A 20487-nucleotide genomic window follows, 5' to 3' on the forward strand; every position below is an offset into this window, starting at 1 on the left:
TCGGACGGTAGAATGACGAGGTGGACTTGCGCTCGCCTTCCGAAATCGCTGCACTCAAGGCCGACAGCTTCGGGCGCATCTCGCTGATGCAGGGCCCGGATGGCCCGTTCGTGCGCCGTGATCTCGCGCACGTGCCGCTGTGGCTCAGGCTGCCCGCCTGGTGGCTGGCACGCCGCGAAGCGTTGGCGCTGCGCAAGGTCGCCGGCATGGCCGACGTGCCACAGCTGCGGGACTGGACCGGTCGCCGGCTCGACCGCAGCTACATGGAGGGTGCGGCGATGTACCAGCGGCCGCCCCGCGGTGACCTTGCCTATTTCCGCGCCGCGCACCGACTGCTCAAGCAGTTGCATCGCCGCGGCATCGCCCACAACGACCTGGCGAAGGAAGCGAACTGGCTGGTCCTGGAAGATGGCCGCCCGGCGATCATCGATTTCCAGCTCGCCACCCGCGGCCACCCGCGCTCGCGCTGGATGCGCCTGCTGGCGCGCCAGGACCTGCGCCATCTGCTCAAGCACAAGCGCATGTATTGCAGCGCCTCGCTCACGCCTGTCGAGAAGCGCGTGCTCAAGCGCACCTCCTGGCTGCGCGACCTGTGGTTCCGCACCGGGAAGCCTGTCTATCGCTTCATCACCCGTCGGTTGCTGAAGTGGGAAGACAACGAAGGGCAGGGACCGAAGCCGTGAGCGCATCCGCATCCACCCGATCTTTTCCTCGGAGCACGCCATGACCTCGCTGGCCGGCAAGACCCTCTTCATCACCGGCGCTTCGCGCGGCATCGGCCTGGCCATCGCGCTGCGCGCCGCGCGCGATGGCGCCAACGTCGCCATCGCCGCGAAGTCGTCGGTGCCGAATCCGAAGCTACCCGGCACCATCCACACCGCCGCGCACGCGGTGAACGAGGCGGGCGGCCGAGGACTCGCGCTCAAGTGCGACATCCGCGAAGAGGACGAGGTGAAGGCGGCGATGGCCGCCACGGCCGATGCCTTCGGCGGTATCGATATCCTGGTGAACAACGCCAGCGCCATCTGGCTGGCCGGTGCGCTGGACACGCCGATGAAGCGCTTCGACCTGATGCAGCAGGTCAATGCGCGCGGCAGCTTTCTGTGCGCGCAGGCCTGCCTGCCGTACCTGAAGGACGCCGCCAACCCGCACATCCTGACGCTGGCGCCGCCGCCATCGCTGGATCCGAAATGGTGGGCGCCGCACACCGGCTACACGCTGGCCAAGATGGGCATGAGCTTCGTGACGCTGGGCCTGGCCGGCGAATTCGGTCCGCAGGGCATCGCCGTCAACGCATTGTGGCCGCGCACCATCATCGCCACCGACGCGCTGAACATGATCCCGGGCGTGGAGATCCCGCGCTGTCGCACGCCGCAGATCGTGGCCGATGCCGCGCACGCGGTGCTGGTACGCGAGGCGCGCGGTTTCCACGGGAACTTCCTCATCGACGAAGAGGTGCTGCGCGAGACCGGCATCGCCGATTTCTCCGGCTATGCCGTCGATGCTTCGCAGCCGCTGCTGCCCGACCTGTTCGTCGACCCCTGACGCCCCCCTCTCCCTTCTCCCCACCCGGAGCCACGATGACGCCGTCCGCCGAACTTCCTGCACGCCAGGCACTGGCTTTCATCCGCATCGCACTGGCCACCCTGCTCTTCGTCCATGGCGTCGCACGCGTGTGGGCCGACGGAGTGACACCCTTCGGCGGCTTCCTGGAGGGGCAAGGATTTCCGTTCGGGCTTGCGATCGCGTGGTTCGTCACGGTATTCGAACTGGTCGCTGCGCCCGTGTTCGCGGCCGGTCGCTGGGTCACCCCGATCGCGCTGGTGTTCGCCGCGATCTACGCGTGCGGCATCTGGCTGGTGCATGCGCCGGCAGGCTGGTTCGTCGTCGGGCTGGGACGCAACGGTGCCGAGTACAGCGTGCTGATCCTGGTCTGCCTGCTGGCCAACGCGTGGGCGCACCGCCCGCGCGCCTCCCCTACGAAATGAGATCGCGATGAAATACCTGCACGCCATGATCCGGGTCCACGACCTGGACGCCACCCGCCGTTTTCTCACCCAAGGCCTGGGCCTGGCCGAAACCCGCCGCATGGAAAGCCCGCAAGGCCGGTTCACGCTGGTGTACTTCGGCGCACCGGCCAATCCGGAGGCGGAGGTCGAACTGACCTACAACTGGCCGCCGGAAGACGGCGCGCCGGCCGAGGATTACGGCAGCGCACGCAACTTCGGCCACCTGGCGTTCGAAGTGGACGACATCTACGCGCTCTGCACGCACCTGCAGTCGCAGGGCATCACCATCAACCGCCCGCCGCGCGACGGCCGCATGGCTTTCGTGCGCACGCCGGACCTGATCTCGATCGAGCTGCTGCAAAAGGGTGCGGCATTGCCGCCGCAGGAGCCTTGGCTTTCGATGGCGAATACGGGAAGCTGGTAAGGCATTCGAACAAGGAGCACCGCTGATGAACCTCGCCCTGATCGTGATCGACGTGCAACGTGGCCTGTTCGAGCCGGCGCCCGCCGATGCCGACGCCGTCATCGAGCGCATCAACGTGCTGTCGGCGAAGGCGAGGCAGGCAGGTGCGCCGGTGATCTTCGTGCAGCACGAGCGCGCCGACGACCTGGTTCCCGAGTCCGAAGGCTGGGCGCTGCATCCTGCGCTGGCGGTAGAGCAGGGTGACCATCGCATCCGCAAGGCCACGCCGGATTCCTTCCTGCGCACGGGCCTGGACGAAGTGCTGTCGTTCTGCGGCGTCGAAGCCGTGGTGCTCTGCGGGTATGCCACCGAATTCTGCGTGGACACCACGACGCGCAGCGCCGCGGCGCACGGTTACCACGTGTTGTTGGCGTCGGACGCGCACACGACCCACGACAAGCCGCATGCGGATGCTGGCCGGATCCGCGAACACCACAATGCCACGCTGCCGGCGATCCGCAGTTTCGGCGTCGGCATCCGCGCAGTGCCTGCCGCCGAGATCGCCTTCGCCGCCTGAGGCCCGTGCTGCGGCGCCCGCTGGCGCCGCTTCCCTGATCGGCGACAATACGCCGCCATCTCCGCTGCCGAACCGCCGCCATGAGCGCCACGACATCCGCCGACCTGCTGGCCAACGGCCAGCGCTACTACCTGCCGGTGTACCGCCCGCGCGAGGTCATCCTGGAGCGCGGCCAGGGCGCACGCGTCTGGGACAGCGAGGGCCGGGAATACCTGGACCTCTCCGCCGGCATCGCGGTCTGCGGATTAGGCCATAACGACCCGGACCTGGTCGCCGCACTGACCGAACAGGCCGGCAAGCTCTGGCATACCAGCAACGTGTTCTACAGCGAACCGCCGCTGCGCCTGGCCGAGGAACTGGTCACCGCCTCGCGGTTCGCCGAGCGCGTGTTCCTGTGCAACTCCGGCGCGGAAGCCAACGAAGCGGCGATCAAGCTGGTGCGCAAGTGGGCGGCCTCGCAGGGCCGGCCCTCCGACCAGCGCGTGATCGTGACCTTCCGGGGCAGCTTCCATGGCCGCACGCTGGCGACCGTGACCGCGACCGCGCAGCCGAAATACCAGGAAGGCTACGAACCGTTGCCCGGCGGCTTCCGCTATGTCGACTTCAACGACCTGACCCAGCTCGAGATCGCGATGTCCTGCGGCGACGTGGCCGCGGTGATGCTGGAGCCGGTGCAGGGCGAGGGCGGCGTGATGCCGGCCGCGCCCGGCTTCCTCAGCGCGGTGCGCGCGCTGTGCGATCACTACGGCGCCTTGCTGGTGCTGGACGAGATCCAGGCCGGCATGGGCCGCACCGGCACGCTGTTCGCGCATTGGCAGGACGGCGTGGTGCCCGACATCGTCACCCTGGCGAAGGCGCTGGGCGGCGGCTTCCCGGTCGGCGCGATGCTGGCCGGCCCGAAGGTCGCGCAGGCGATGCAGTTCGGCGCGCACGGCACCACGTTCGGCGGCAATCCGCTGGCCGCGGCGGTGGCGCGTGTGGCGCTGCGCAAACTGGCGTCCACACAGATCGCCAACAACGTGGCGCGCCAGTCGGCGGCGCTGCGCAAGGGGCTCGATGCGATCAACGCCGAACTCGGCCTGTTCGCGCAGGTGCGCGGTCGCGGCTTGATGCTGGGCGCCGTGCTCAACACGAAATACGCGGGCCGCGCAGGCGAAGTGCTGGACCTCGCCGCCGCGCAGGGCCTGCTCATGCTGCAGGCTGGGCCCGACGTACTGCGTTTCGTGCCGGCGCTGAACATCACCGATGAAGAAGTGGGCGAAGGACTGAAACGCCTCCACGCTGCGCTCAGGGCGTTCGCGACGCCGGGCTGAGCGATCCGGGAGCGTCCTGGCGGAGACGAAGGCGGGCGGTGCTGCCGTCCGCGGTGCCTTCGAAGCGCAAGTCGATGGCGTGCCGTTCGCACAGCCGTCGCACGATCGACAGGCCCAGCCCGAAGCCGGTGCTGTCCCCGCCTTTCACGAAGGGCGCGAAATCGCCCTCGCGGACCGCGTGCCCGGGATTGCTGACGCAGAGCGCGTCGCCGTCGGCCACGATGACGACGTCGCCTTCGCGGGTGTGCGCGAACGCATTCCCGATCAGGTTGGCCAACAGCACCTGCAGCACGGGTACCGTCAGCGTGCTGGTGAGATCCGCGGGCACCTCGACCGCCACCCGTACGTGCTTGCCTTCCAGTAAGGGTGACTGCTCCACCACGACGCGCTCCAGCACCGGGAGTACGCGCGTGACCGGTGTCGACGTCGTTGGCGGCGTGGGCTGTTCGCGTGCCAGCGCCAGCAGCAGGGCGACGGTTTGCTCCAGGTGCGAGGCGGACTGTCCGATATGTTCGACGCTGGCGCGCGCGTCGGCACTCAGCGTCGTGTCGGCGGAAAGGCGCTCGCTGGCGGCCCGGATCACGGTCAGTGGCGTGCGCAGTTCATGGCTCGCGTCGCGGGTGAATTCGCGTTCGCGATCGATGAAGGCGCGGACGCGGGCGATCAGGTCGTCCAGGCGGCGTGCGAGCAGTCCGACCTCATCGTCGGGGAAGCCGGCAGCGAAGTGCGGCGGCAGTCGCTCCGGCGTCGCTTCGCCGACGGCGTCCGCCAATCGCGAGAGCGGTGCCGTCGTCCGTCGCGCCAGCCAGCCGCCGAGGAGCAGCGCAAGCACCAAGGCGATGGCGCCCGTCCAGGCCAGCAGCTGCAGCATTTCACCACGCATCGGCCGTACCGCGAGCAGGCCGCTGACTTCGGCGACCAGCCAGGCGCGCGTGGCCGGTGCGGGTGGATCCAGCGCCAGCAGGTGGTAGTGGCGCCCGTCCGCGCCGGCGAACTCCCTCCGCGCGGGCTCCTCGCGCAGCACGCGGCCGATCCCGTCGGGAAGATCATCGCGCCGCTCGATCACGCTCATGAAGCCGTTGCGCGGCGGAGACCAGCGTCCATGCGTGGCGTAGTGATCCCGTTGCGTCGCGGCCTCGCGCTCGAGCAGCGTGTCGAACAGCTGGTCCTCGACCGTGTAGACGAAGAGCAGCGTGTAGAGACCGAACAGCGCGGCCAGCACCAGCGTGAACGCCGCGAACACCAGCATCATGCGGTTGCGCAGCCGCCGGCGCGGCGGGATCGGTGCGCTCATGCGTCGGCTTCCAGCCGGAAGCCCACGCCGTGCACGGTTTTCAGCATCGGCGTGGCAAACGGCTTGTCCAGCGCCTGGCGGAGCAGGTAGAGATGCGTGCGCAGCGGATCCGATTCCGGCGGCGCATCGCCCCATAGGCGCTGGATCAACTCGCTGCGCGTCAAAGTCCGTGGCCACGCCTCGGCCAGGGCGAGCAGGATCTGGTACGCCGTCTGGTGCAGTTCAAGCGGAAGCTCGTGTCGTGTTGCCAGCGCGTGCCGCCGATCGATGCGCAGCGTGCCGATCCGCACGACATGGGTCTCGCCACTGCGGTGTCGCTGCGTGAGCGCCTGGCAGCGCGCGATCAGTTCCGCGCCCGCGAACGGCTTGACCAGATAGTCGTCGGCGCCGGCGCGGAAGCCTTGCAGCTTGTCCTCCAGCGCGTCGCGCGCGGTCAGCATCAGTACCGGGACGTGGCGATCGGCCTGCGCCCGCAGGCGCTCGCACAGGCGCAGGCCATCGAGTGCGGGCAAGCCCACGTCGAGCACCAGCACGTCGGGCGGCGCGTCGAGCGCCATCTGCAATCCGCTGAGGCCATCCGAAGCGAACTCGACGGTCATGCCGGCATCGGTGAACAGGTGCTGCAACTGCGCCCGCAGCAGCGCGTTGTCTTCGATCACCAGGATGCGGGCCGCAGGTACCGTCATCGTTCAACCATCGATGCGTTGCAGGAGGGCCTTAGCTTCGGCCATGTCCGGCTTGCCCGCCAGCACCTGCTGCACCAGTGATTTCGCCTGTTCCCGTTCGCCCAGGCGGAGATGGGCCTCGGCGGCACCCAGCTTCAGCTGCGGCTGCGCCATGTACGGCATCGCCAACTGCATCAGGGTCAGTGCATGCCGCAGGTCGTCGTCGCCACCCGCCGCCTGCGCCTGGTAATAGCCCAGCATGCCCAGCAGGTCCACGTGGTAGCGCTCGCGATCCTGCGCCAGCGCATCTGCTGCGCCACGTACATCGCCGCTGCGGGCCCGGGCGGCGAGCGCCATCGTCAGCTCGTCGCGCCACGGCGTGCGCACCACCGGCGTACGGCCGGTCGCGCGTACGATGGCATCGGCGACGCCGGGCGTGGAGTAAGGGTTCTGCCCGGTGACCAGGCGCCCGTCCACGACGACCTTCGCCATCATCAGCGGTGCTTCCTGCCACCGCGCCCCGCGCCCGCGCAACGCGTCCTCGAGCTGCCACGGGAACTCCTTCGCCCAGCGCTTGCCGAACACGGCTTCCTCTTCATTCGTGAAGCCGGTCATCGCCTTGCCTGCAACCAGCGATGTGCCGTCGCCGAGCTTCACGTCCACCAGCGCGGCCGGCCCATGGCAGACCGCGCCGATCACGGCACCCTGCATGTAGGCTTCGGCCAGCAGCGACGCCAGCGCGTTGTCGCGCGGCAGATCGAACATCGCGCCCTTGCCGCCGACGACGTAGATCGCCGCGTAGTCCGCCGCCTTCACGTCGCGCGTCGAACGCGTCGCCGCCAGCGTGCGCATGGCCTCTGCATCACCGAGCAACGCCGCGTTGAAAGGTTCCCGAGCGTTGTATTCGTCGGCTTCCACGGCACCGCCCTGCGGACTGGCGACGTCCACCTTCAGTCCATTGGCCTTGAAGATCAGCCAGGCTTGCGACAGTTCGTCGAACTCGTAACCGGGACGGGTCTTGCCCTGGTCGCGGCCCTCGCCGCTGACGACGATCAGCACCTTGTCGGGCACGGCGGCGTACGCGGGCAGTACCACGGCGAAGAGGAGGGCTGCGCCCAGCTGGCGCAGGGCGTTGGGAATCAGGGGCATGGGACGGATCTCCGAGGGAAGGCCGCCAGTCTCCCGCGCCCGGATCAACCAAGCTTCAAACGCGCGCTACCAACCCGTCTGCGGGCCGAACACGTAACGCTTCAGCGCCTTGCCGAAGCTGCGCGCATCGGTGACGGTCTCGGCATGCAGGCCGGCGTCGCGCGCGCCCTGCACGTTGGTGAACTTGTCGTCGACGAACAGCGTGCTGCCGGCGTCCCAGCCCAGCACGTCTAGCGCACGCGTGAACGTCGCCGTCGCCGGCTTTCGCATCTGCAGTCCGCCGCTGGTCAGCACGCGGCCCTCGATGCGTGCCGCCATCGGCGCGACGATGCGGGGGATCGCACGCGTCATCATCAGGCCGTTGTTGGTCAGCACGCCCAGGGAGAGCGCGGGGTGCAGCGCCGCGATGCGCTCCAGCACGCCGTCGATGGCCGTGCTGCCCGCCATGCGCGAAGCCAGCCACGTGTCTTCATCCACCATCGCGCCCAATCCCTCGCCCAGTCGGCCGAGATAGGCGGCGGTGTCGATCGTGCCGCTGTCGTACTCGGTTTCCAGGCCCGAGACGAACAACACCTCGCGCACCCGTTCGGAGGCGCAGCCCGCATGCGCAGCGAGGTGCGCGATGCGCACCTCGTGCCGGTAGTGGGCCAGGACGCCGTCGAAATCGAACAGCACCTGGTGGATGCGGGGCTTCATCCCGCGGCGACGACCTTGAAGGCCTCGCGGGCGGCGGCGATCGTCGCGTCGATGACGTCGGGCGTGTGCGCGCTGGACATGAAGCCGGCTTCGAACGCCGACGGCGCCAGGTACACGCCGCGTTCCAGCATTGCGTGGAAGAAGCGGTTGAACGCTGCGGTGTCGCAGGCGATGGCCTGCGCATACGTGTCCACTTGCTGATCGGTGAAGAACAGGCCGAACATCGCGCCGACGCGCGTGGTGGTCAGCGCTACACCGGCGTCGCGCGCGGCGGCTTCCAGGCCATCACAGAGCGCCGCCGTCGCCGCGGCGAGGCCGTCGTGGAAGCCGGGTGCCTGGATGAGCTCCAGCATCGCCAGGCCCGCGGCCATCGCCACCGGATTGCCGCTCAGCGTGCCGGCCTGGTAGATCGGGCCGGCTGGCGCGATCTGCTGCATCAGGTCGCGACGGCCGCCATAGGCACCCACCGGCATGCCGCCGCCGATGATCTTGCCGAAGGTGGTCAGGTCCGGCGTGATGCCGTAATGCGCCTGCGCCCCGCCGAGGGCGACGCGGAAACCGGTCATCACTTCGTCGAAGATCAACAGCGCGCCATGCTGCGTGCACAGGGCGCGCAGGTTCTGCAGGTAGCCGTCGCGTGGCGGCAGGCAGTTCGCGTTGCCGACGACGGGTTCGATGATCAGGCAGGCGATCTCGCCGCCGTACTGTTCGAACAACGCGGTCGCGCCGTCGACATCGTTGTAGCTCAGCGTCAGCGTCAGTTCGCTCAGCCCCGCCGGCACGCCGGGCGAGGTCGGCACGCCCAGCGTCAGCATGCCGCTGCCGGCCTTCACCAGGAACGAATCGCCATGGCCGTGGTAGCAGCCTTCGAACTTGACGATGCGGTTGCGCCCGGTCGCGCCGCGCGCCAGGCGGATCGCTGACAGCGTGGCTTCGGTGCCCGAGTTGACCATGCGCACCATCTCGCACGATGGCACCAGACGCGTGATCGTCTCGGCCATCGTCACTTCGGCGGGGCAGGGCGCGCCGTACGACAGGCCGTCCTGGATCGCCGCCTGCACCGCCTCGCGCACTGTCGGATGGTTGTGGCCGACGATCATCGGGCCCCACGAGCCGACGTAGTCGATGTAGCGGTTGCCATCGACGTCGTGCAGGTACGCGCCATCGGCGCGTTGCACGAAGAACGGTTCGCCCCCGACCGACTTGAACGCGCGCACCGGCGAATTGACGCCGCCGGGCAGCAACTGCTGGGCGCGGGCGAAGAGGGCGTGGGACTGGTCGTGGTTCATGGGGATTCCAGGGGGAGCAGAAACAGGGGGATGTCAGCGCGCGAACGCGGCGGCATAGGCCTTGGCAGCGGCGACGGGATCGGCCGCTTCGAACACGCCGCCGATCACGGCGACCAGGTCGGCGCCGGCCGCCACCAGCGGGCCCATATTGTCCGGGGTAATGCCGCCTATCGCCACCCGCGGGACACCCAGCGCGGCGGCATCGGCCAGCAATGCCGGTGTGGCGCGGCGCGTGGTGACTTTGCTGGTGGTCGGGAAGAAGGCCCCGAACGCCACGTAGCTGGCGCCTGCCGCCACCGCGCGTTCGGCGAGCGCGTGCTCGTCGTAGCAGGAGGCACCGACGATGGCCTCCGGGCCCAACAGCGCGCGCGCGGCGGCGATGTCGCCATCGTCCTCCCCGAGGTGCACGCCGGCGGCACCGACCGCGGCAGCGAGCGCCACGTCGTCGTTGACGATCAGGGGCACGCCAGCGTCGACGCACAGCGCCTGCAGCGCCGTGGCCTGCGCCAGGCGTCGCCCGGCGTCGGCGTCCTTCTGCCGGTACTGCAGCCAAGTCGCCTGCGGCAGTACCGTCGCCACCCGCGGCAGCAGGCGGGCGGTGTCCGGCTCCTCCGGGGTGATCAGGTACAGCCCGCGGGCGCTGCGGACGGACGGGGGCAGGGATGTCATCGGCGAACTTCCGGTGCGCGGGCGGCGATGGGACAATGGCCGCTCCTCCAAGCCGGCATTATCCCGTGACCGACGCCACCGCCACCATCTTCCGCACCTGGATGTGCGTGGTCTGCGGCTTCCTCTACCACGAGGCCGACGGCCTGCCGGAAGAAGGCATCGCCCCCGGCACCCGCTGGGAAGACATCCCCGATGACTGGACCTGCCCCGACTGCGGCGTCAGCAAGGAGGATTTCGAGATGGTGGAGCTGGAGCCCTAACCCCATTCGGCAGGCTCAGCGGAAGACCTCATTCGCGGTTCGCATGATGTCAACAGCCGCCCTGGCTTCGGGCTCGTTTCGGAAGGCCGGATTCGAGTACGCGTAGGCGCGATAGCCTTCAGAGGTGGCGACCTCGACCACGACGGAGGCGCCATCTTTCACCCTGTGATTCGCAGCGGGCAGCGCCGATTCGTCGGGGAGCGTTGCGATCCCAAGACGCTCGAGTTCCCTCAGGACCGCTGCCCAGTCTGCAGGGCGTGCCAACCTCGCGTCGCAGATCCCCCTGTCATGCAGACGCCACGGATCGGCATGGCATTCATTCAGCAGAGTGCGCATGGAATCGGCATCGTCCGCGTCATAGCGGAAACGATTCAATGCGCGACCCTCAACGGGCTGGCCGGGGGAAACCTTGAGGACGATCGAATGGTCTGGCGCGATGACGCCAAAGCCGGTCCATACCCTGATTTCGGTCGCGCCTGGTGCGGGCCGGACACGCCTCAGGTCGGGTAGCCCGGCGGCGGTCGCATAGTCGCGAACGAAGTGAAGCAGCGCAGGCTCTTCCGGCAATGCCTGGGCGGCAGCAGTGGTGGCCAGGAGTGCAACCGGGATGCCCAGCATCCACGTCGTCAGGAGGCGATGCATCAATGCATCCGCGAGGTGCGCACCGCGCTGAGTTCCACCAGTTGTTCGCGTAGTTCTGCTGCGTCCTTCGCTTCCGGTGACAGATGCAGGTACCGGGCAAGGTCGCGTTGCGCGCCAGCGCGATAATCCATCTTCAGGTATGCCTGGCCGCGGTCGCGCAGGGCGTCGGGCTGGTCGGGCGTGAGCTTCAGCACGCGGTCGGCGCAGCGCGCGGCGCGGTCCCATTCCTCGCGTTCGGCATACACGCCATGCAGGTTGCGCAGCGTGCGCACGAGGATGGCGCGGTGCGAGGCAGGGTTGAGGATGTGCAACAGCGCGGCGTCGTCGGGGATGTCGCCGCCCAGGTGCGGCTTGGCGCGTTCGCGCAGCTCGTCCACGCCGAGCGGGCGGCCACCGTTGAAGGGGTCCATCACCAGCAGGCCATCGTCGACCGGCAGGCGCACCAGGAAATGGCCAGGGAACGACACGCCATCCAGCGGCACGCCCAGCCGGCGCGCGACTTCCATCTGCACCATCGCCAGCGACACCGGATTGCCGAGTCGGCGCTCGAACACCTCGTTGAGGTAGCTGTTGCGCGGGTCGTAGTACTCGTCGTGGTTGCCGGTGTAGCCGAGTTCATCGAACAGGTGCCGATTGATCGCGGCCATCTTCAGCGGCCATGGCTCGATCGTGGCGATCTCGTGACGGAGATGCTCGGCGTGACTCTGGACCAGCGTGTCGTAGAGATCGGGGTCCAGTCCGGGATATTCGTCGCGCGCGATCAGCAGCGCAGTTTCCAGCAGCGGCACCGTTTCATCGGGCTGGCTGGCCAACGCATTCCATTCCGGCAATGTCAGTCGATCCCCCATGCCGACAGACTGGGGCCAATTCCACCGCGAATCAAGCCTCAGCGGACGGGCGGAATGCCCTTGCCGAGAGTGAGCTCGGCACCATCCTCGAGCTTGAGGCGCTCGGCTTCGCCGGCATTCAGTTCCAGCACGAAGCGGGCCGGTTCGTCGCTGGGGTAGGACGGGCAGGCGTCGCCCGCCGAGCAGGGCGGCACGTTGCGCTGCTGGGTGACCAGCTTGCGGCCCTCGTCGAAGTACAGGATGTCCAGCGGGATGCGCGTGTTCTTCATCCAGTAGGCCTGCGGTTCCTCGGCCTCGTGGATGAAGAGCATGCCGGTGCCGTCCGCCAGCGTGTCGCGGAACATCAGGCCGCGCGCGCGCTCGGTGTCGTCGTCGGCGATCTCGACGGTATAGCGCTTGCCGCCGATCTCGACCCATTCACCGCCACTGGCGCAGCCGCTGAGCAGGAGGGCGGAGACGAGCAGGGCGGGGGACATGCGGCGCATGGCGGCTTCCGGCGATCGGGGGCGACAGTCTACGCCATGGCTCCGACCGCGGCGCCGGCTCAGCCAAGAGGTGCATCCGCCGGCACCTGCACCCGCACCCAACTCGCGATGCGGTCCGTCACGCGGCTGTTGTCCCGGTAGTACGCCGCGTTGTCGGCCAGCGCGTGCCACCGCTGCTGGTCGCGGCACAGGTGATGGAGTTGCTCGACGAAGCGTTGCATCAGTGCAGCGTCGGGTTGCGCGCCATGGGTTTGTGCGCCGTGCATCAGGTCGAGCAACAGCAGCACGCCGTCATGGCACTGCTCAGCCTGCAGGCGTGCACTCATGTACAGCAGGTCGAGATGCGCGGGCGACAACAGGGTGATGCCGGGGTCGGCCAGGCTTTGTCCGGGACCGCATTGCAGCGCCTGGAGTGCTTGTTCCAGGGGGCTGGGTCCGTCGTCGATGCCCCGGATCGTCGGCGCGACCGGCACGACCTCTTCCATGTCCGTCGACGATTCGGGTAAATCCTGTGAGATGGGCATGGAGCACTCCTTGCTGTGCCGGGGCCTGCGGCGATGCCTGTGTGAGCGCGCTGGGCATGCCTGTCGTCGTCGAATATATGAACACAAAATGTTCGCGTCAATTAACTTTGATAGTGATGCGTGCCCTTGCCCGTGCGCGTAAGTTTCCGGCATGGCAGACGAACGAGAAAAATTCGCGCAACGCCTCGTGCACGCGATGCAGCAGGCCGGCTACGAGCCGCGCCCGATTGTCCTGTTCCATCTTTTCAACGCGAAATATCGCGGCTCATCCGTCACATTCCAGACGGTCTCGCGCTGGCTCAGGGGGCGCGCGCTGCCGGAGCAGGACAAGCTGCAGGTGATGGCCGATCTGCTCGGCGTCGAACCGCATGCGCTGCGGTTCGGGGTGTCGCCGCGCTCGCGCGTGGCGGAAGCGCGGCCGCCGTGGCCGGCCGGCGCCGGCAGCCGCGAACGACAGGTCGTGGAGGCCTTCCTGCAACTGCCTCCGAAGAAGCGCGAACTCGTCGGCGAGTTGGTGAAGGCCTTGTCGGAAAGCGCCTAAGCGCCGCCGATCACTTCAGTACGATCGGCGGTTCGCCGCCGACGATGACGATATCCGCCGGACGGCGGGCGAACAGGCCCACGCTGACGACGCCGGGGATCTGGTTGATCTCGCGTTCCACCGCTACAGGATCCGTGATCGACAGGTTGTGGATGTCCAGAATCAGGTTGCCGTTGTCGGTCACCGTACCGTCGCGCCAGACCGGCTGGCCGCCGGTCAACGCCAGGATCTCGCGCGCGACCAGGCTGCGCGCCATCGGGATGACTTCCACCGGCAGCGGGAACTTGCCGAGCACCGGCACCTGCTTGCTCGGGTCGACGATGCACACGAACTGCTTGCTGGCCTCGGCGATGATCTTCTCGCGCGTCAGCGCGGCGCCGCCGCCCTTGATCAGGCGCTTGTGCGGGTCGCATTCGTCGGCGCCGTCCACGTACAGCGACAGTGTGCCGGTGTGGTTGAGGTCGAGCACTTCGATGCCGTGCTGCTTCAGCCGCGCGGTGCTTTGCTCGGAACTGGAGACCGCGCCCTTGATGCGGTCCTTGATGCCGGCCAGCGCATCGATGAAGAAGGCGACGGTGGAGCCGGTGCCCACGCCGACGATCATGCCGTCCTCGACGAACTCGATGGCCTTTTCGCCGGCCAGGCGCTTTGCTTCGCTCATGGGAATTTCGGTATCAGGAAGGGAGAAAGAGGTTCACTCAAGCGCGAGCAGGAATTTCCACTGCGCGGCGGTGACCGGCAACACGGACAGCCGGTTGCCGCGCTGGATCAGCGCGAAGCCTTCGCCGAGGGCGTCGCCATGCTGCTTGATCTCGTCGAGCGTGATCGTGCGCTTGAGCTTGCGGTCGAACTTCACGTCCACCAGCGACCAGCGCGGTTCTTCGCGCGTGCTCTTGGGATCGTAGTAGTCGGACTTGGGGTTGAACTGGGTATCGTCCGGATAGGCCGCCGTCGCCACGGTGGCAGTGCCGACGATGCCGGGTTCCTTGCAGTTGGAGTGGTAGAACAGCACGCCGTCGCCGACCTGCATGGCGCGCATGAAATTGCGCGCCTGGTAGTTGCGCACGCCGTTCCATGGCTCCGTGCCGACCTTCTTCAGGTTGTCGATCGAGAAGGCGTCCGGCTCCGACTTCATCAGCCAGTAGTGCTTGCGTGCGGTCATTGCGGGAGTTCCAGCGGAACGGCAGAAGGAGTGAGGGTGTCGCGTTCGGTGCAGATGGCATCCAATGGCACGTCCCAGGCCTGGGCCCCGACCGACGCGACGCGCTGCGCCTCGAAGCCCACGCCGACGAGCCAGGGCGGCGCGGGGTGTCGCAAGCGCGACGCCAGCGTGCGGTCGTACCAGCCGCCGCCCATGCCGAGGCGGTGGCCGGCGCCGTCGAAGCCCACCAGCGGCACGGCGATCAGCGCCATCTCGCTCGCAGAGAGCCCGGAGCGCGGATCGATGTCGGGTTCGGGAATGCCGTAGCGGTTGGTCACCAGGTCACCACCGGGACGCCACGGCGCGAAGCGCAGGGTTTCGTCCTCGGCCAGCACCGGCAGGCAATAGACCACGCTCTTTGGCAGGCGCAGTTGCCAGCTGTGCAGCCCGATCTCCCCATCCATCGCCCAGTAGCCGGCCACATGGCCGTTCGATGGCGCGAACGGCAGCGCCAGCAGGCGCGCGGCGAGGGCATCGGCCCCGGCGATGCGTTCGGCGGCGGAGATGGCCTTACGGCGAGCGCGCAGGTCGCGACGCAGCGCATCGCGCTGTGCCGTCATGATCGCAGGGGGGAGTGGGTGGGCATGCGCGAATTTTACGGCATGCGCCCCGGCGTTGCCGGGGTGGGACCGCGGGAGCGGCGTCAGTCACGGCCCTTGGCGTCGGGTCCCCGGTGCAATCGGCTTCGTTTCGAAGTCATCCCGCTCAAGGGCGGGTGCAACAGGACCGGCCGGGTCGCGGCTGATGCCGCTGCCGCGGGAAAAATACGTCCTCCGCCATCAACGATGCTCACGAAACGACCTTGAACCCGGGGTTCAAGTGGGAAGGCTGGGGAACCATCGGGCTTTCCGCTGCAAGGCAGACCTGCACTCCCGGTACCGTCGCCATCCCGTGGTCGTCATTAAGGGACAAGGCGAATGTTTGCGTGCGCTGTCGAGGACAGCAGAGGACGCGAGACCAGTATAGCGAGTTGGAAAAAGTTGCCTAGCCCGTTCGTCGGCGGATTCAGTCCGCAGTCGGTGTGGTGCGTATGCCGTTACGGCGCACCGAGTGCGGCGTCGAGCTTGCGATGCAGGTCCTGCAGCGTGCGTTCGACATCGCGATTGCGCGCGTGTTGTTCATCGCGCAGCTGCTGCAATTCGTGTGCCAGGTTCAGTGCGGCAAGCACGGCCACGCGATCCACGGCCGCCATGCGGTTGCTGCCGCGCACTTCGCGCATGCGGCTATCGAGCAGCTTGGCGGCCGCCATCAGGCCGGAGCGCTCGTCGGGCGAGACGCCCACGGTGTACTCGCGGTCGAGGATGTGGACGCTGACGGGCTCGGTGGCGCTCACGTGTGCTGCTCCAGGGATTTCAGGCGGCTGATCATCGCTTCGACCCGCGAACGCGCCTGTTCGTTCTTGGCCAGCAGTTGCGAACGTTCGCCCACCAGTTGCTCCTGCTGGTTGCGCAGGCTGCGGTTTTCCTCGGACAGCCGCTGGCAGCGGTCCGCCAGGTCCTGGATGCGCGCGCTGAGCGCGCGGAGCTGGTCGAGCAGGTCGGCGTTGTCCATGGCGGCCACGATAGGCATGCGCTCGGCGGGTGGTCAAGGGCGGCCGGGCAGGGGATGCGACGGCGGTCGCGACGCGGGGCCCTAAGCGCTCCCGCGCGGGTTCAGGAAGCGACGCGGATGCCTGAGCCGGGGTAGTACTCGCGGATGAACCGCAGGCACTGGTCCGGGCTGAGCGCCTGCGCGACCCAGTGGCCCTGCACCTCGTCGCAGCCATGGCTACGCAGGAATTCGTACTGGTCCCATGTTTCCACGCCTTCGGCGACCACCTTCAGCGCCAGCGACTGGCCCATGGTGATGATGGTGCTGGTGATGGCTTCGTCGTCGCTGTCGTGGGTCAGGTCGCCGATGAACTCGCGGTCGATCTTCAGCGTGGTCAGCGGCAAACGCTTGAGGTACGCCAGCGACGAATAACCGGTGCCGAAATCGTCGATCGCCAGCGAGATGCCCAGGCGACGGCACGCGCGCAGCGTGTCCGCGTTCTGCTCGGGATTCGCCATGATGACGCTTTCGGTGAGTTCCAGTTCCAGCCGGTTGGCCGGGATGCCGGTTTCCTCCAGCGTGCGCGCCACCACGGCCTGCAGGTCGCCACGCTGGAGCTGGGTGGCGGACACGTTGACCGCCACCGACAGCTCTTCCAGGCCGGCGTCGTGCCAGTTGCGCAGCGTCAGGCAGGCCTCGCGCAGCGCCCAGGCACCGAGTTCGAGGATCATCCCGGACTCTTCGGCCAGCGGGATGAACTGCGCCGGCGAGACCATGCCGAATTCGCGGCTGTCCCAGCGCAACAGCGCTTCGACGCCGGTGATGCGCTGGCGCGAGATGGACAGGCGCGGCTGGAACACCAGCGACAGTTCATTGCGGTCGATCGCACGGCGCAGCGCGCTGGCCAGGATGGCGCGATGGCGGTTCTTCTCGTCCATCGTTTCCGAATACACCTGATAGGTGTGCCGGCCCATCGCCTTGGCCTGGTACATGGCCGTGTCGGCGTGCTTGAGCAGTTCGGTCGGTACCTGTGCATGCTCGGGGTACAGGCTGATGCCGATCGAGGGCGACACCGCCAGCTCGAGCCGTTCGCCGAAATTCAGTGGCGCGCGGAATGCCTGGATGATCCGCTGCGCCACGTCCTCGGCGTCGGGCAGGCCATTGATGTCCTCCAGTACCACCGTGAACTCGTCGCCGCTCAGGCGGGCGACGGTGTGCTGGGTGCCGACGGTCTGCTGCACGCGCGCTGCGGCGGCGCGCAGGATGCGGTCGCCGGTGGCATGGCCGAGCGAGTCGTTGATGTCCTTGAAGCGGTCCAGGTCGATGAACAGCACCGCCACGTGGCCGTGCTCGCGGCGCGCCCGCACGATGGCGCGCGACAGCCGCTCGGACAGCAGCGAGCGGTTGGGCAGGCTGGTGAGGGTGTCGTAGTTGGCCAGGTAGCGCAGTTCCTGTTCAGCGCGCTTCTGCTCGGTGATGTCGGTGAGGACCTGCACGTACAGCGGACGCTCACCGCTGACGTCAGGCACCACGTTGGTCTCGATGCGGCAGAGGATCTCTTCGCCGTCCTTGCGGACCTTCCACACTTCGCCGGACCAGCGCCCGGTGAGGCGCAGTTCGCGGTGCATGCGTTCGAAGAAGGCGTCCTCGTGCTGGTCGCTGTCCAGCATGGTCATCGGCTGGCCGATGATCTCGTCTTCGGCGTAGCCGGTGATGCGGGTGAAGGCCGGGTTGATCGTGATGAACTGGTGGGCCCAGTCCAGCACGGCGACGGCTTCGTTCATGCTGCGCATCACTTCGCCGGCGATGCGGTGTTCGTACTCGGCGTTGCGGCTGGCGGTGATGTCGCGCGCGGTGCCTGCGATGCGTACCGGTTGCCCTTCCGCATCGCGCTCCACCACACGGCCGCGCGCGCGCACCCATACCCACGTGCCGTTGCCCAGCATGTCCATGCGGTGCTCGGAAGTGAAGATCGGCGACTTGCCCTGCAGGTGCAGGCGCAGGCGCTCCATCACCAATGGAAGATCCTCTTCGTGGATCGTCGGCACTTCGCCCTGGCGGGTCAGGACGGTGATGTCGGCGGTCTGCACGGCGGTCTCGTCCGCACGCATGCGGTACAACCGGCGCTGCACCAAGTCGTAGTCCCAGAACTGCTCGCCCGAGGCCCACAGGGCCAGCTTCAGGCGTTCGTCGCGATTGCGCAGCGTTTCGCTGCGCGGCGGCTCAGGTTGCGCCTGCCGCGCCGCCAGCCATCCCTGCCACCATGGCCGCGTGCCGATCACCACCACGCCCAGCAGCACCGCGCCCGCGAGCACCATGACCAGGGGCTGGGACGACAGCGGGGAAGCCGTTGCGAGGACTGCAGCGACAGGAAGAGGCAGCATGGGGGTGGACGTACCGTCCGGGCCAAGGTGATATCGGAGTGTAGGCATGCGTACACATGCACAACAAGCCGGGATGCGGCTTTTCGTTGGTACAATCGTGGGGTTGTCCGAAACCTGCAGCGGATTGCGTTCTTCTATGCCCGACCTTCCCGATATCGCCGCCGTCGACGCGGCTTCCCGCCAGCTGGGGCTGGCGACGGACGCCTCGGAACTGCACGGCGCATTGTGCGGCTGGCTCGCCGGTGGCGGTGCCGCCGACGGTACCTGGCTGGCCCGCGCCCTGGCCGACGATGCGTTGCCCGCACCCGCTCCGGGGAGTGTCCTGGACCAGTTGCGCGAAGCGGCCGTCGTCCAGCTCGAGGATCGCGGTTTCTCTTTCGATCTGCTGTTGCCCGGTGCGGACCGCCCGCTCGACGAGCGCGCCGAAGCGCTGTTCGGCTGGTGTCGCGGCTTCCTCGGCGCGTTCGGGCTCGCCGCCGGTGCGATGCCGCCGCTGTCCGAGGAAGGCCAGGAGGCGCTGCAGGATCTCGCGCGCCTCGCCAAGGCCTCGGCCGAAAGCAGCGAGGACGAGGAGGACGAGGACGCGCTGGCCGAACTGGAAGAGTTCGTCCGCGTCGCGGCCTTGCTGCTGCACGGTGATTGCGTCCTCGGGCCCCGGCATCGCCGGAGCCTGAACTGATGAAGGCGCTGACCGGCATCACCGCGGCGGAGTTCGCCCGACGGCGCCGGCAGCTGATGCGGATGACCGGCAATGACGCCATCCTGGTGCTGCCCGCCGCGCCCGAGCGCATCCGCAGCCACGACACCCATTACCCGTACCGGCAGGATTCCGACTTCTGGTACCTGTGCGGTTTCCCCGAGCCGGATGCGGTGTTGGTATTGGTGCCGGGCCGCAAGCATGGCGAAGCGATCCTGTTCTGCCGCGAGCGCGATCCCGAACGCGAGGGCTGGGACGGTCCGCGCGCCGGCCAGGACGGCGCGGTCAACGACTACGGGATGGACGATGCCTATCCCATCGACGATCTCGACGAGATCCTGCCGGGGCTGCTCGAAGGCCGTTCGCGGGTGTACTACCACTTCGGCCGCGATGCCGACTTCGACCTCAAGCTGATCGGCTGGGTGCGCCACGTGCGCGCACAGGTGCGCCAGGGCGCGCAGCCGCCGCACGAGTTCCTCGAACTCGGCCACCTGCTGCACGACCTGCGCCTGTTCAAGTCGAAGGACGAGATCAAGCTGATGCAGCGTGCCGCCGACATCAGCGTGCAGGCGCACCAGGCCGCGATGCGCGCCGCGCGGCCCGGCATCCGCGAATACGAACTGCAGGCGGACCTGGAGCGCGTGTTCCGCGCGAACGACGCCTGGCCGGCCTACAACAGCATCGTCGGCGCCGGCCACAACGCCTGCGTGTTGCACTATCGCGCCAACACCGCACAGGCGCGCGATGGCGACCTGGTGCTGATCGACGCGGGTGCCGAATACCGCAGCTATGCCTCGGACATCACCCGCACGTTCCCGGTCAACGGCCGCTTCACGCCGGCGCAGCGCGCGCTGCACGACCTGGTGGGCGATGCACAGCGCGCCGCGCTGGGTTGTGCTCGCGTCGGCGTGCCCTACGAGGCCGGCCACGTGGCCGCGGTGGAGACGCTCACCGAGGGCCTGCTGCGGCTCGGCCTGCTGAAGGGCAAGCTGGAGAAGCACCTGGCCGAGGGCAACTACCGCCGGTTCTACCGGCACAAGACCGGCCACTGGCTGGGCCTGGACGTGCACGATGTCGGCGACTACCGCATCGACGGTGATTCGCGCCTGCTGGAACCCGGCATGGCCTTCACGATCGAGCCCGGCCTTTACGTCTCGCACGACGACACCACGGTCGATGCGAAATGGCGCGGCATCGGCATACGTACCGAGGACGACGTGCTGGTCACCGCCGACGGTCCGGTGGTGCTGACCGATGCGCTGGCGCGCAGCGCCGACGAGATCGAAGCGGCGATGGCGTCCGCCTGAGGGC

26 protein-coding genes and 1 other RNA gene are annotated in these 20487 nt (G+C 68.1%); 10 read left to right on the forward strand and 17 right to left on the reverse strand.

Annotation, left to right across the window (positions count from 1 at the left end; genetic code table 11):
* Positions 1–26 precede the first annotated feature (26 nt).
* The 6 genes from ACSION_RS04675 (at position 27) to ACSION_RS04700 (ending at position 4302) form a co-directional block, all read left to right on the forward strand.
* Positions 27–683 carry a serine/threonine protein kinase gene (locus ACSION_RS04675; protein ID WP_435305061.1) on the forward strand — a complete coding sequence of 219 codons (657 nt, stop codon included), beginning with the start codon at positions 27–29 and terminating at the stop codon, positions 681–683.
* 40 nt (positions 684–723) lie between these two features.
* Entirely contained in the window at positions 724–1545 is an 822-nt protein-coding gene (locus ACSION_RS04680) for an SDR family oxidoreductase (RefSeq protein ID WP_435305062.1), read from the forward strand.
* A gap of 35 nt (positions 1546–1580) precedes the next feature.
* Positions 1581–1988, forward strand: coding sequence for a DoxX family protein (locus tag ACSION_RS04685; RefSeq protein ID WP_435305063.1), 408 nt, complete (start codon positions 1581–1583; stop codon positions 1986–1988).
* Positions 1989–1995: 7 nt separating this feature from the next.
* A complete protein-coding gene (locus ACSION_RS04690) occupies positions 1996–2433 on the forward strand; it encodes a VOC family protein (protein ID WP_435305064.1) in 438 nt (145 codons plus the stop codon).
* Positions 2434–2458: 25 nt separating this feature from the next.
* On the forward strand, positions 2459–2989 hold the full coding sequence (locus ACSION_RS04695; protein WP_435305065.1) for a cysteine hydrolase family protein: 531 nt from the start codon (positions 2459–2461) through the stop codon (positions 2987–2989).
* Between the two features lie 80 nt (positions 2990–3069).
* Positions 3070–4302, forward strand: a complete 1233-nt coding sequence (locus tag ACSION_RS04700; protein ID WP_435305066.1) for an acetylornithine transaminase — start codon at positions 3070–3072, stop codon at positions 4300–4302.
* On the opposite strand, the gene ACSION_RS04705 is transcribed toward ACSION_RS04700, so the two are convergent.
* The 6 genes from ACSION_RS04705 to thiE all read right to left on the reverse strand — a co-directional run bounded on the left by ACSION_RS04705 (position 4277) and on the right by thiE (position 10064).
* Complete coding sequence (locus ACSION_RS04705; RefSeq protein ID WP_435305067.1) at positions 4277–5596, reverse strand: sensor histidine kinase; 1320 nt, start codon at positions 5594–5596, stop codon at positions 4277–4279. The genes ACSION_RS04700 and ACSION_RS04705 overlap by 26 nt on opposite strands.
* The gene (locus ACSION_RS04710; RefSeq protein ID WP_435305068.1) at positions 5593–6282 is read right to left on the reverse strand and encodes a response regulator transcription factor; all 690 of its coding nucleotides are present in this window, start codon (positions 6280–6282) and stop codon (positions 5593–5595) included. The genes ACSION_RS04705 and ACSION_RS04710 overlap by 4 nt, the downstream gene beginning before the upstream one ends.
* A 3-nt stretch (positions 6283–6285) precedes the next feature.
* The gene (locus tag ACSION_RS04715; RefSeq protein WP_435305069.1) at positions 6286–7410 is read right to left on the reverse strand and encodes a type 1 glutamine amidotransferase domain-containing protein; all 1125 of its coding nucleotides are present in this window, start codon (positions 7408–7410) and stop codon (positions 6286–6288) included.
* 66 nt (positions 7411–7476) lie between these two features.
* The gene (locus ACSION_RS04720; RefSeq protein WP_435305070.1) at positions 7477–8106 is read right to left on the reverse strand and encodes an HAD-IA family hydrolase; all 630 of its coding nucleotides are present in this window, start codon (positions 8104–8106) and stop codon (positions 7477–7479) included.
* Complete coding sequence (gene hemL, locus ACSION_RS04725) at positions 8103–9395, reverse strand: glutamate-1-semialdehyde 2,1-aminomutase (RefSeq protein WP_435305071.1); 1293 nt, start codon at positions 9393–9395, stop codon at positions 8103–8105. The genes ACSION_RS04720 and hemL overlap by 4 nt, the downstream gene beginning before the upstream one ends.
* Positions 9396–9428: 33 nt before the next feature.
* Entirely contained in the window at positions 9429–10064 is a 636-nt protein-coding gene (gene thiE, locus ACSION_RS04730; protein WP_435305072.1) for a thiamine phosphate synthase, read from the reverse strand.
* A gap of 35 nt (positions 10065–10099) precedes the next feature.
* Between thiE and ACSION_RS04735 the strand changes: the two genes are divergently transcribed.
* Positions 10100–10324, forward strand: a complete 225-nt coding sequence (locus tag ACSION_RS04735; RefSeq protein WP_081420492.1) for a rubredoxin — start codon at positions 10100–10102, stop codon at positions 10322–10324.
* A gap of 15 nt (positions 10325–10339) precedes the next feature.
* On the opposite strand, the gene ACSION_RS04740 is transcribed toward ACSION_RS04735, so the two are convergent.
* Genes ACSION_RS04740 through ACSION_RS04755 form a run of 4 tightly spaced genes read right to left on the reverse strand, consistent with a single transcriptional unit; the run spans position 10340 to position 12823 of the window.
* Positions 10340–10966, reverse strand: a complete 627-nt coding sequence (locus ACSION_RS04740; RefSeq protein WP_435305073.1) for a hypothetical protein — start codon at positions 10964–10966, stop codon at positions 10340–10342.
* Positions 10966–11814 (reverse strand): SirB1 family protein, encoded by an 849-nt coding sequence (locus ACSION_RS04745; protein ID WP_435305074.1) that lies wholly within the window; start codon positions 11812–11814, stop codon positions 10966–10968. Before ACSION_RS04745 ends, ACSION_RS04740 begins: the two co-directional genes overlap by 1 nt.
* A 38-nt stretch (positions 11815–11852) precedes the next feature.
* Positions 11853–12299: a DUF192 domain-containing protein gene (locus ACSION_RS04750; protein ID WP_435305075.1), complete on the reverse strand. Its 447-nt coding sequence runs from the start codon at positions 12297–12299 to the stop codon at positions 11853–11855.
* Positions 12300–12358: 59 nt separating this feature from the next.
* Positions 12359–12823, reverse strand: coding sequence for a hypothetical protein (locus ACSION_RS04755; RefSeq protein ID WP_435305076.1), 465 nt, complete (start codon positions 12821–12823; stop codon positions 12359–12361).
* A 151-nt stretch (positions 12824–12974) separates the two neighbouring features.
* Here ACSION_RS04755 and ACSION_RS04760 point away from each other — a divergent pair, with 151 nt between their 5' ends.
* A complete protein-coding gene (locus ACSION_RS04760) occupies positions 12975–13364 on the forward strand; it encodes a helix-turn-helix domain-containing protein (protein WP_435305077.1) in 390 nt (129 codons plus the stop codon).
* Between the two features lie 10 nt (positions 13365–13374).
* Here ACSION_RS04760 and rpiA read toward each other — a convergent pair whose 3' ends face one another.
* From rpiA to ACSION_RS04795, 7 genes are all read right to left on the reverse strand, one after another.
* Positions 13375–14025 carry a ribose-5-phosphate isomerase RpiA gene (gene rpiA / locus ACSION_RS04765; RefSeq protein ID WP_435305078.1) on the reverse strand — a complete coding sequence of 217 codons (651 nt, stop codon included), beginning with the start codon at positions 14023–14025 and terminating at the stop codon, positions 13375–13377.
* A 33-nt stretch (positions 14026–14058) separates the two neighbouring features.
* Positions 14059–14526 carry an EVE domain-containing protein gene (locus ACSION_RS04770; RefSeq protein WP_435305079.1) on the reverse strand — a complete coding sequence of 156 codons (468 nt, stop codon included), beginning with the start codon at positions 14524–14526 and terminating at the stop codon, positions 14059–14061.
* A complete protein-coding gene (locus tag ACSION_RS04775; RefSeq protein ID WP_435305080.1) occupies positions 14523–15125 on the reverse strand; it encodes a 5-formyltetrahydrofolate cyclo-ligase in 603 nt (200 codons plus the stop codon). The genes ACSION_RS04770 and ACSION_RS04775 overlap by 4 nt, the downstream gene beginning before the upstream one ends.
* Before the next feature lie 206 nt (positions 15126–15331).
* A non-coding RNA gene (gene ssrS / locus ACSION_RS04780) (6S RNA) lies at positions 15332–15517 on the reverse strand.
* An 84-nt stretch (positions 15518–15601) separates the two neighbouring features.
* Positions 15602–15898, reverse strand: coding sequence for a cell division protein ZapA (locus ACSION_RS04785; protein WP_093490083.1), 297 nt, complete (start codon positions 15896–15898; stop codon positions 15602–15604).
* Entirely contained in the window at positions 15895–16116 is a 222-nt protein-coding gene (locus ACSION_RS04790; protein ID WP_435306655.1) for a TIGR02449 family protein, read from the reverse strand. Before ACSION_RS04790 ends, ACSION_RS04785 begins: the two co-directional genes overlap by 4 nt.
* 101 nt (positions 16117–16217) lie before the next feature.
* Entirely contained in the window at positions 16218–18479 is a 2262-nt protein-coding gene (locus ACSION_RS04795; RefSeq protein ID WP_435305081.1) for a putative bifunctional diguanylate cyclase/phosphodiesterase, read from the reverse strand.
* 136 nt (positions 18480–18615) lie between these two features.
* On the opposite strand from ACSION_RS04795, the gene ACSION_RS04800 reads away from it, so the two are divergent.
* Positions 18616–19158, forward strand: a complete 543-nt coding sequence (locus tag ACSION_RS04800) for a UPF0149 family protein (protein ID WP_435305082.1) — start codon at positions 18616–18618, stop codon at positions 19156–19158.
* The gene (locus ACSION_RS04805; protein ID WP_435305083.1) at positions 19158–20483 is read left to right on the forward strand and encodes an aminopeptidase P N-terminal domain-containing protein; all 1326 of its coding nucleotides are present in this window, start codon (positions 19158–19160) and stop codon (positions 20481–20483) included. The genes ACSION_RS04800 and ACSION_RS04805 overlap by 1 nt, the downstream gene beginning before the upstream one ends.
* Positions 20484–20487 lie beyond the last annotated feature (4 nt).

Origin of the sequence: Pseudoxanthomonas sp. LjRoot125, from assembly GCF_964252705.1 — a bacterium.
Classification (GTDB): Bacteria; Pseudomonadota; Gammaproteobacteria; order Xanthomonadales; family Xanthomonadaceae; genus Pseudoxanthomonas_A.

What these genes read in the sequence shown, in the direction of transcription:
- ACSION_RS04755 (WP_435305076.1), bottom strand. Translation starts at nt 12,823, where the DNA reads ATGCCCATCTCACAGGATTTACCCGAATCGTCGACGGACATGGAAGAG.
- ACSION_RS04760 (WP_435305077.1), top strand. Translation starts at nt 12,975, where the DNA reads ATGGCAGACGAACGAGAAAAATTCGCGCAACGCCTCGTGCACGCGATG.
- ACSION_RS04770 (WP_435305079.1), bottom strand. Translation starts at nt 14,526, where the DNA reads ATGACCGCACGCAAGCACTACTGGCTGATGAAGTCGGAGCCGGACGCC.
- ACSION_RS04705 (WP_435305067.1), bottom strand. Translation starts at nt 5,596, where the DNA reads ATGAGCGCACCGATCCCGCCGCGCCGGCGGCTGCGCAACCGCATGATG.
- ACSION_RS04795 (WP_435305081.1), bottom strand. Translation starts at nt 18,479, where the DNA reads ATGCTGCCTCTTCCTGTCGCTGCAGTCCTCGCAACGGCTTCCCCGCTG.
- ACSION_RS04685 (WP_435305063.1), top strand. Translation starts at nt 1,581, where the DNA reads ATGACGCCGTCCGCCGAACTTCCTGCACGCCAGGCACTGGCTTTCATC.
- ACSION_RS04740 (WP_435305073.1), bottom strand. Translation starts at nt 10,966, where the DNA reads ATGCATCGCCTCCTGACGACGTGGATGCTGGGCATCCCGGTTGCACTC.
- ACSION_RS04690 (WP_435305064.1), top strand. Translation starts at nt 1,996, where the DNA reads ATGAAATACCTGCACGCCATGATCCGGGTCCACGACCTGGACGCCACC.
- ACSION_RS04710 (WP_435305068.1), bottom strand. Translation starts at nt 6,282, where the DNA reads ATGACGGTACCTGCGGCCCGCATCCTGGTGATCGAAGACAACGCGCTG.
- ACSION_RS04715 (WP_435305069.1), bottom strand. Translation starts at nt 7,410, where the DNA reads ATGCCCCTGATTCCCAACGCCCTGCGCCAGCTGGGCGCAGCCCTCCTC.
- ACSION_RS04700 (WP_435305066.1), top strand. Translation starts at nt 3,070, where the DNA reads ATGAGCGCCACGACATCCGCCGACCTGCTGGCCAACGGCCAGCGCTAC.
- rpiA (WP_435305078.1), bottom strand. Translation starts at nt 14,025, where the DNA reads ATGAGCGAAGCAAAGCGCCTGGCCGGCGAAAAGGCCATCGAGTTCGTC.
- ACSION_RS04720 (WP_435305070.1), bottom strand. Translation starts at nt 8,106, where the DNA reads ATGAAGCCCCGCATCCACCAGGTGCTGTTCGATTTCGACGGCGTCCTG.
- ACSION_RS04680 (WP_435305062.1), top strand. Translation starts at nt 724, where the DNA reads ATGACCTCGCTGGCCGGCAAGACCCTCTTCATCACCGGCGCTTCGCGC.
- ACSION_RS04805 (WP_435305083.1), top strand. Translation starts at nt 19,158, where the DNA reads ATGAAGGCGCTGACCGGCATCACCGCGGCGGAGTTCGCCCGACGGCGC.
- ACSION_RS04745 (WP_435305074.1), bottom strand. Translation starts at nt 11,814, where the DNA reads ATGGGGGATCGACTGACATTGCCGGAATGGAATGCGTTGGCCAGCCAG.
- thiE (WP_435305072.1), bottom strand. Translation starts at nt 10,064, where the DNA reads ATGACATCCCTGCCCCCGTCCGTCCGCAGCGCCCGCGGGCTGTACCTG.
- hemL (WP_435305071.1), bottom strand. Translation starts at nt 9,395, where the DNA reads ATGAACCACGACCAGTCCCACGCCCTCTTCGCCCGCGCCCAGCAGTTG.
- ACSION_RS04735 (WP_081420492.1), top strand. Translation starts at nt 10,100, where the DNA reads ATGGCCGCTCCTCCAAGCCGGCATTATCCCGTGACCGACGCCACCGCC.
- ACSION_RS04750 (WP_435305075.1), bottom strand. Translation starts at nt 12,299, where the DNA reads ATGCGCCGCATGTCCCCCGCCCTGCTCGTCTCCGCCCTCCTGCTCAGC.
- ACSION_RS04775 (WP_435305080.1), bottom strand. Translation starts at nt 15,125, where the DNA reads ATGACGGCACAGCGCGATGCGCTGCGTCGCGACCTGCGCGCTCGCCGT.
- ACSION_RS04695 (WP_435305065.1), top strand. Translation starts at nt 2,459, where the DNA reads ATGAACCTCGCCCTGATCGTGATCGACGTGCAACGTGGCCTGTTCGAG.
- ACSION_RS04800 (WP_435305082.1), top strand. Translation starts at nt 18,616, where the DNA reads ATGCCCGACCTTCCCGATATCGCCGCCGTCGACGCGGCTTCCCGCCAG.
- ACSION_RS04790 (WP_435306655.1), bottom strand. Translation starts at nt 16,116, where the DNA reads ATGGACAACGCCGACCTGCTCGACCAGCTCCGCGCGCTCAGCGCGCGC.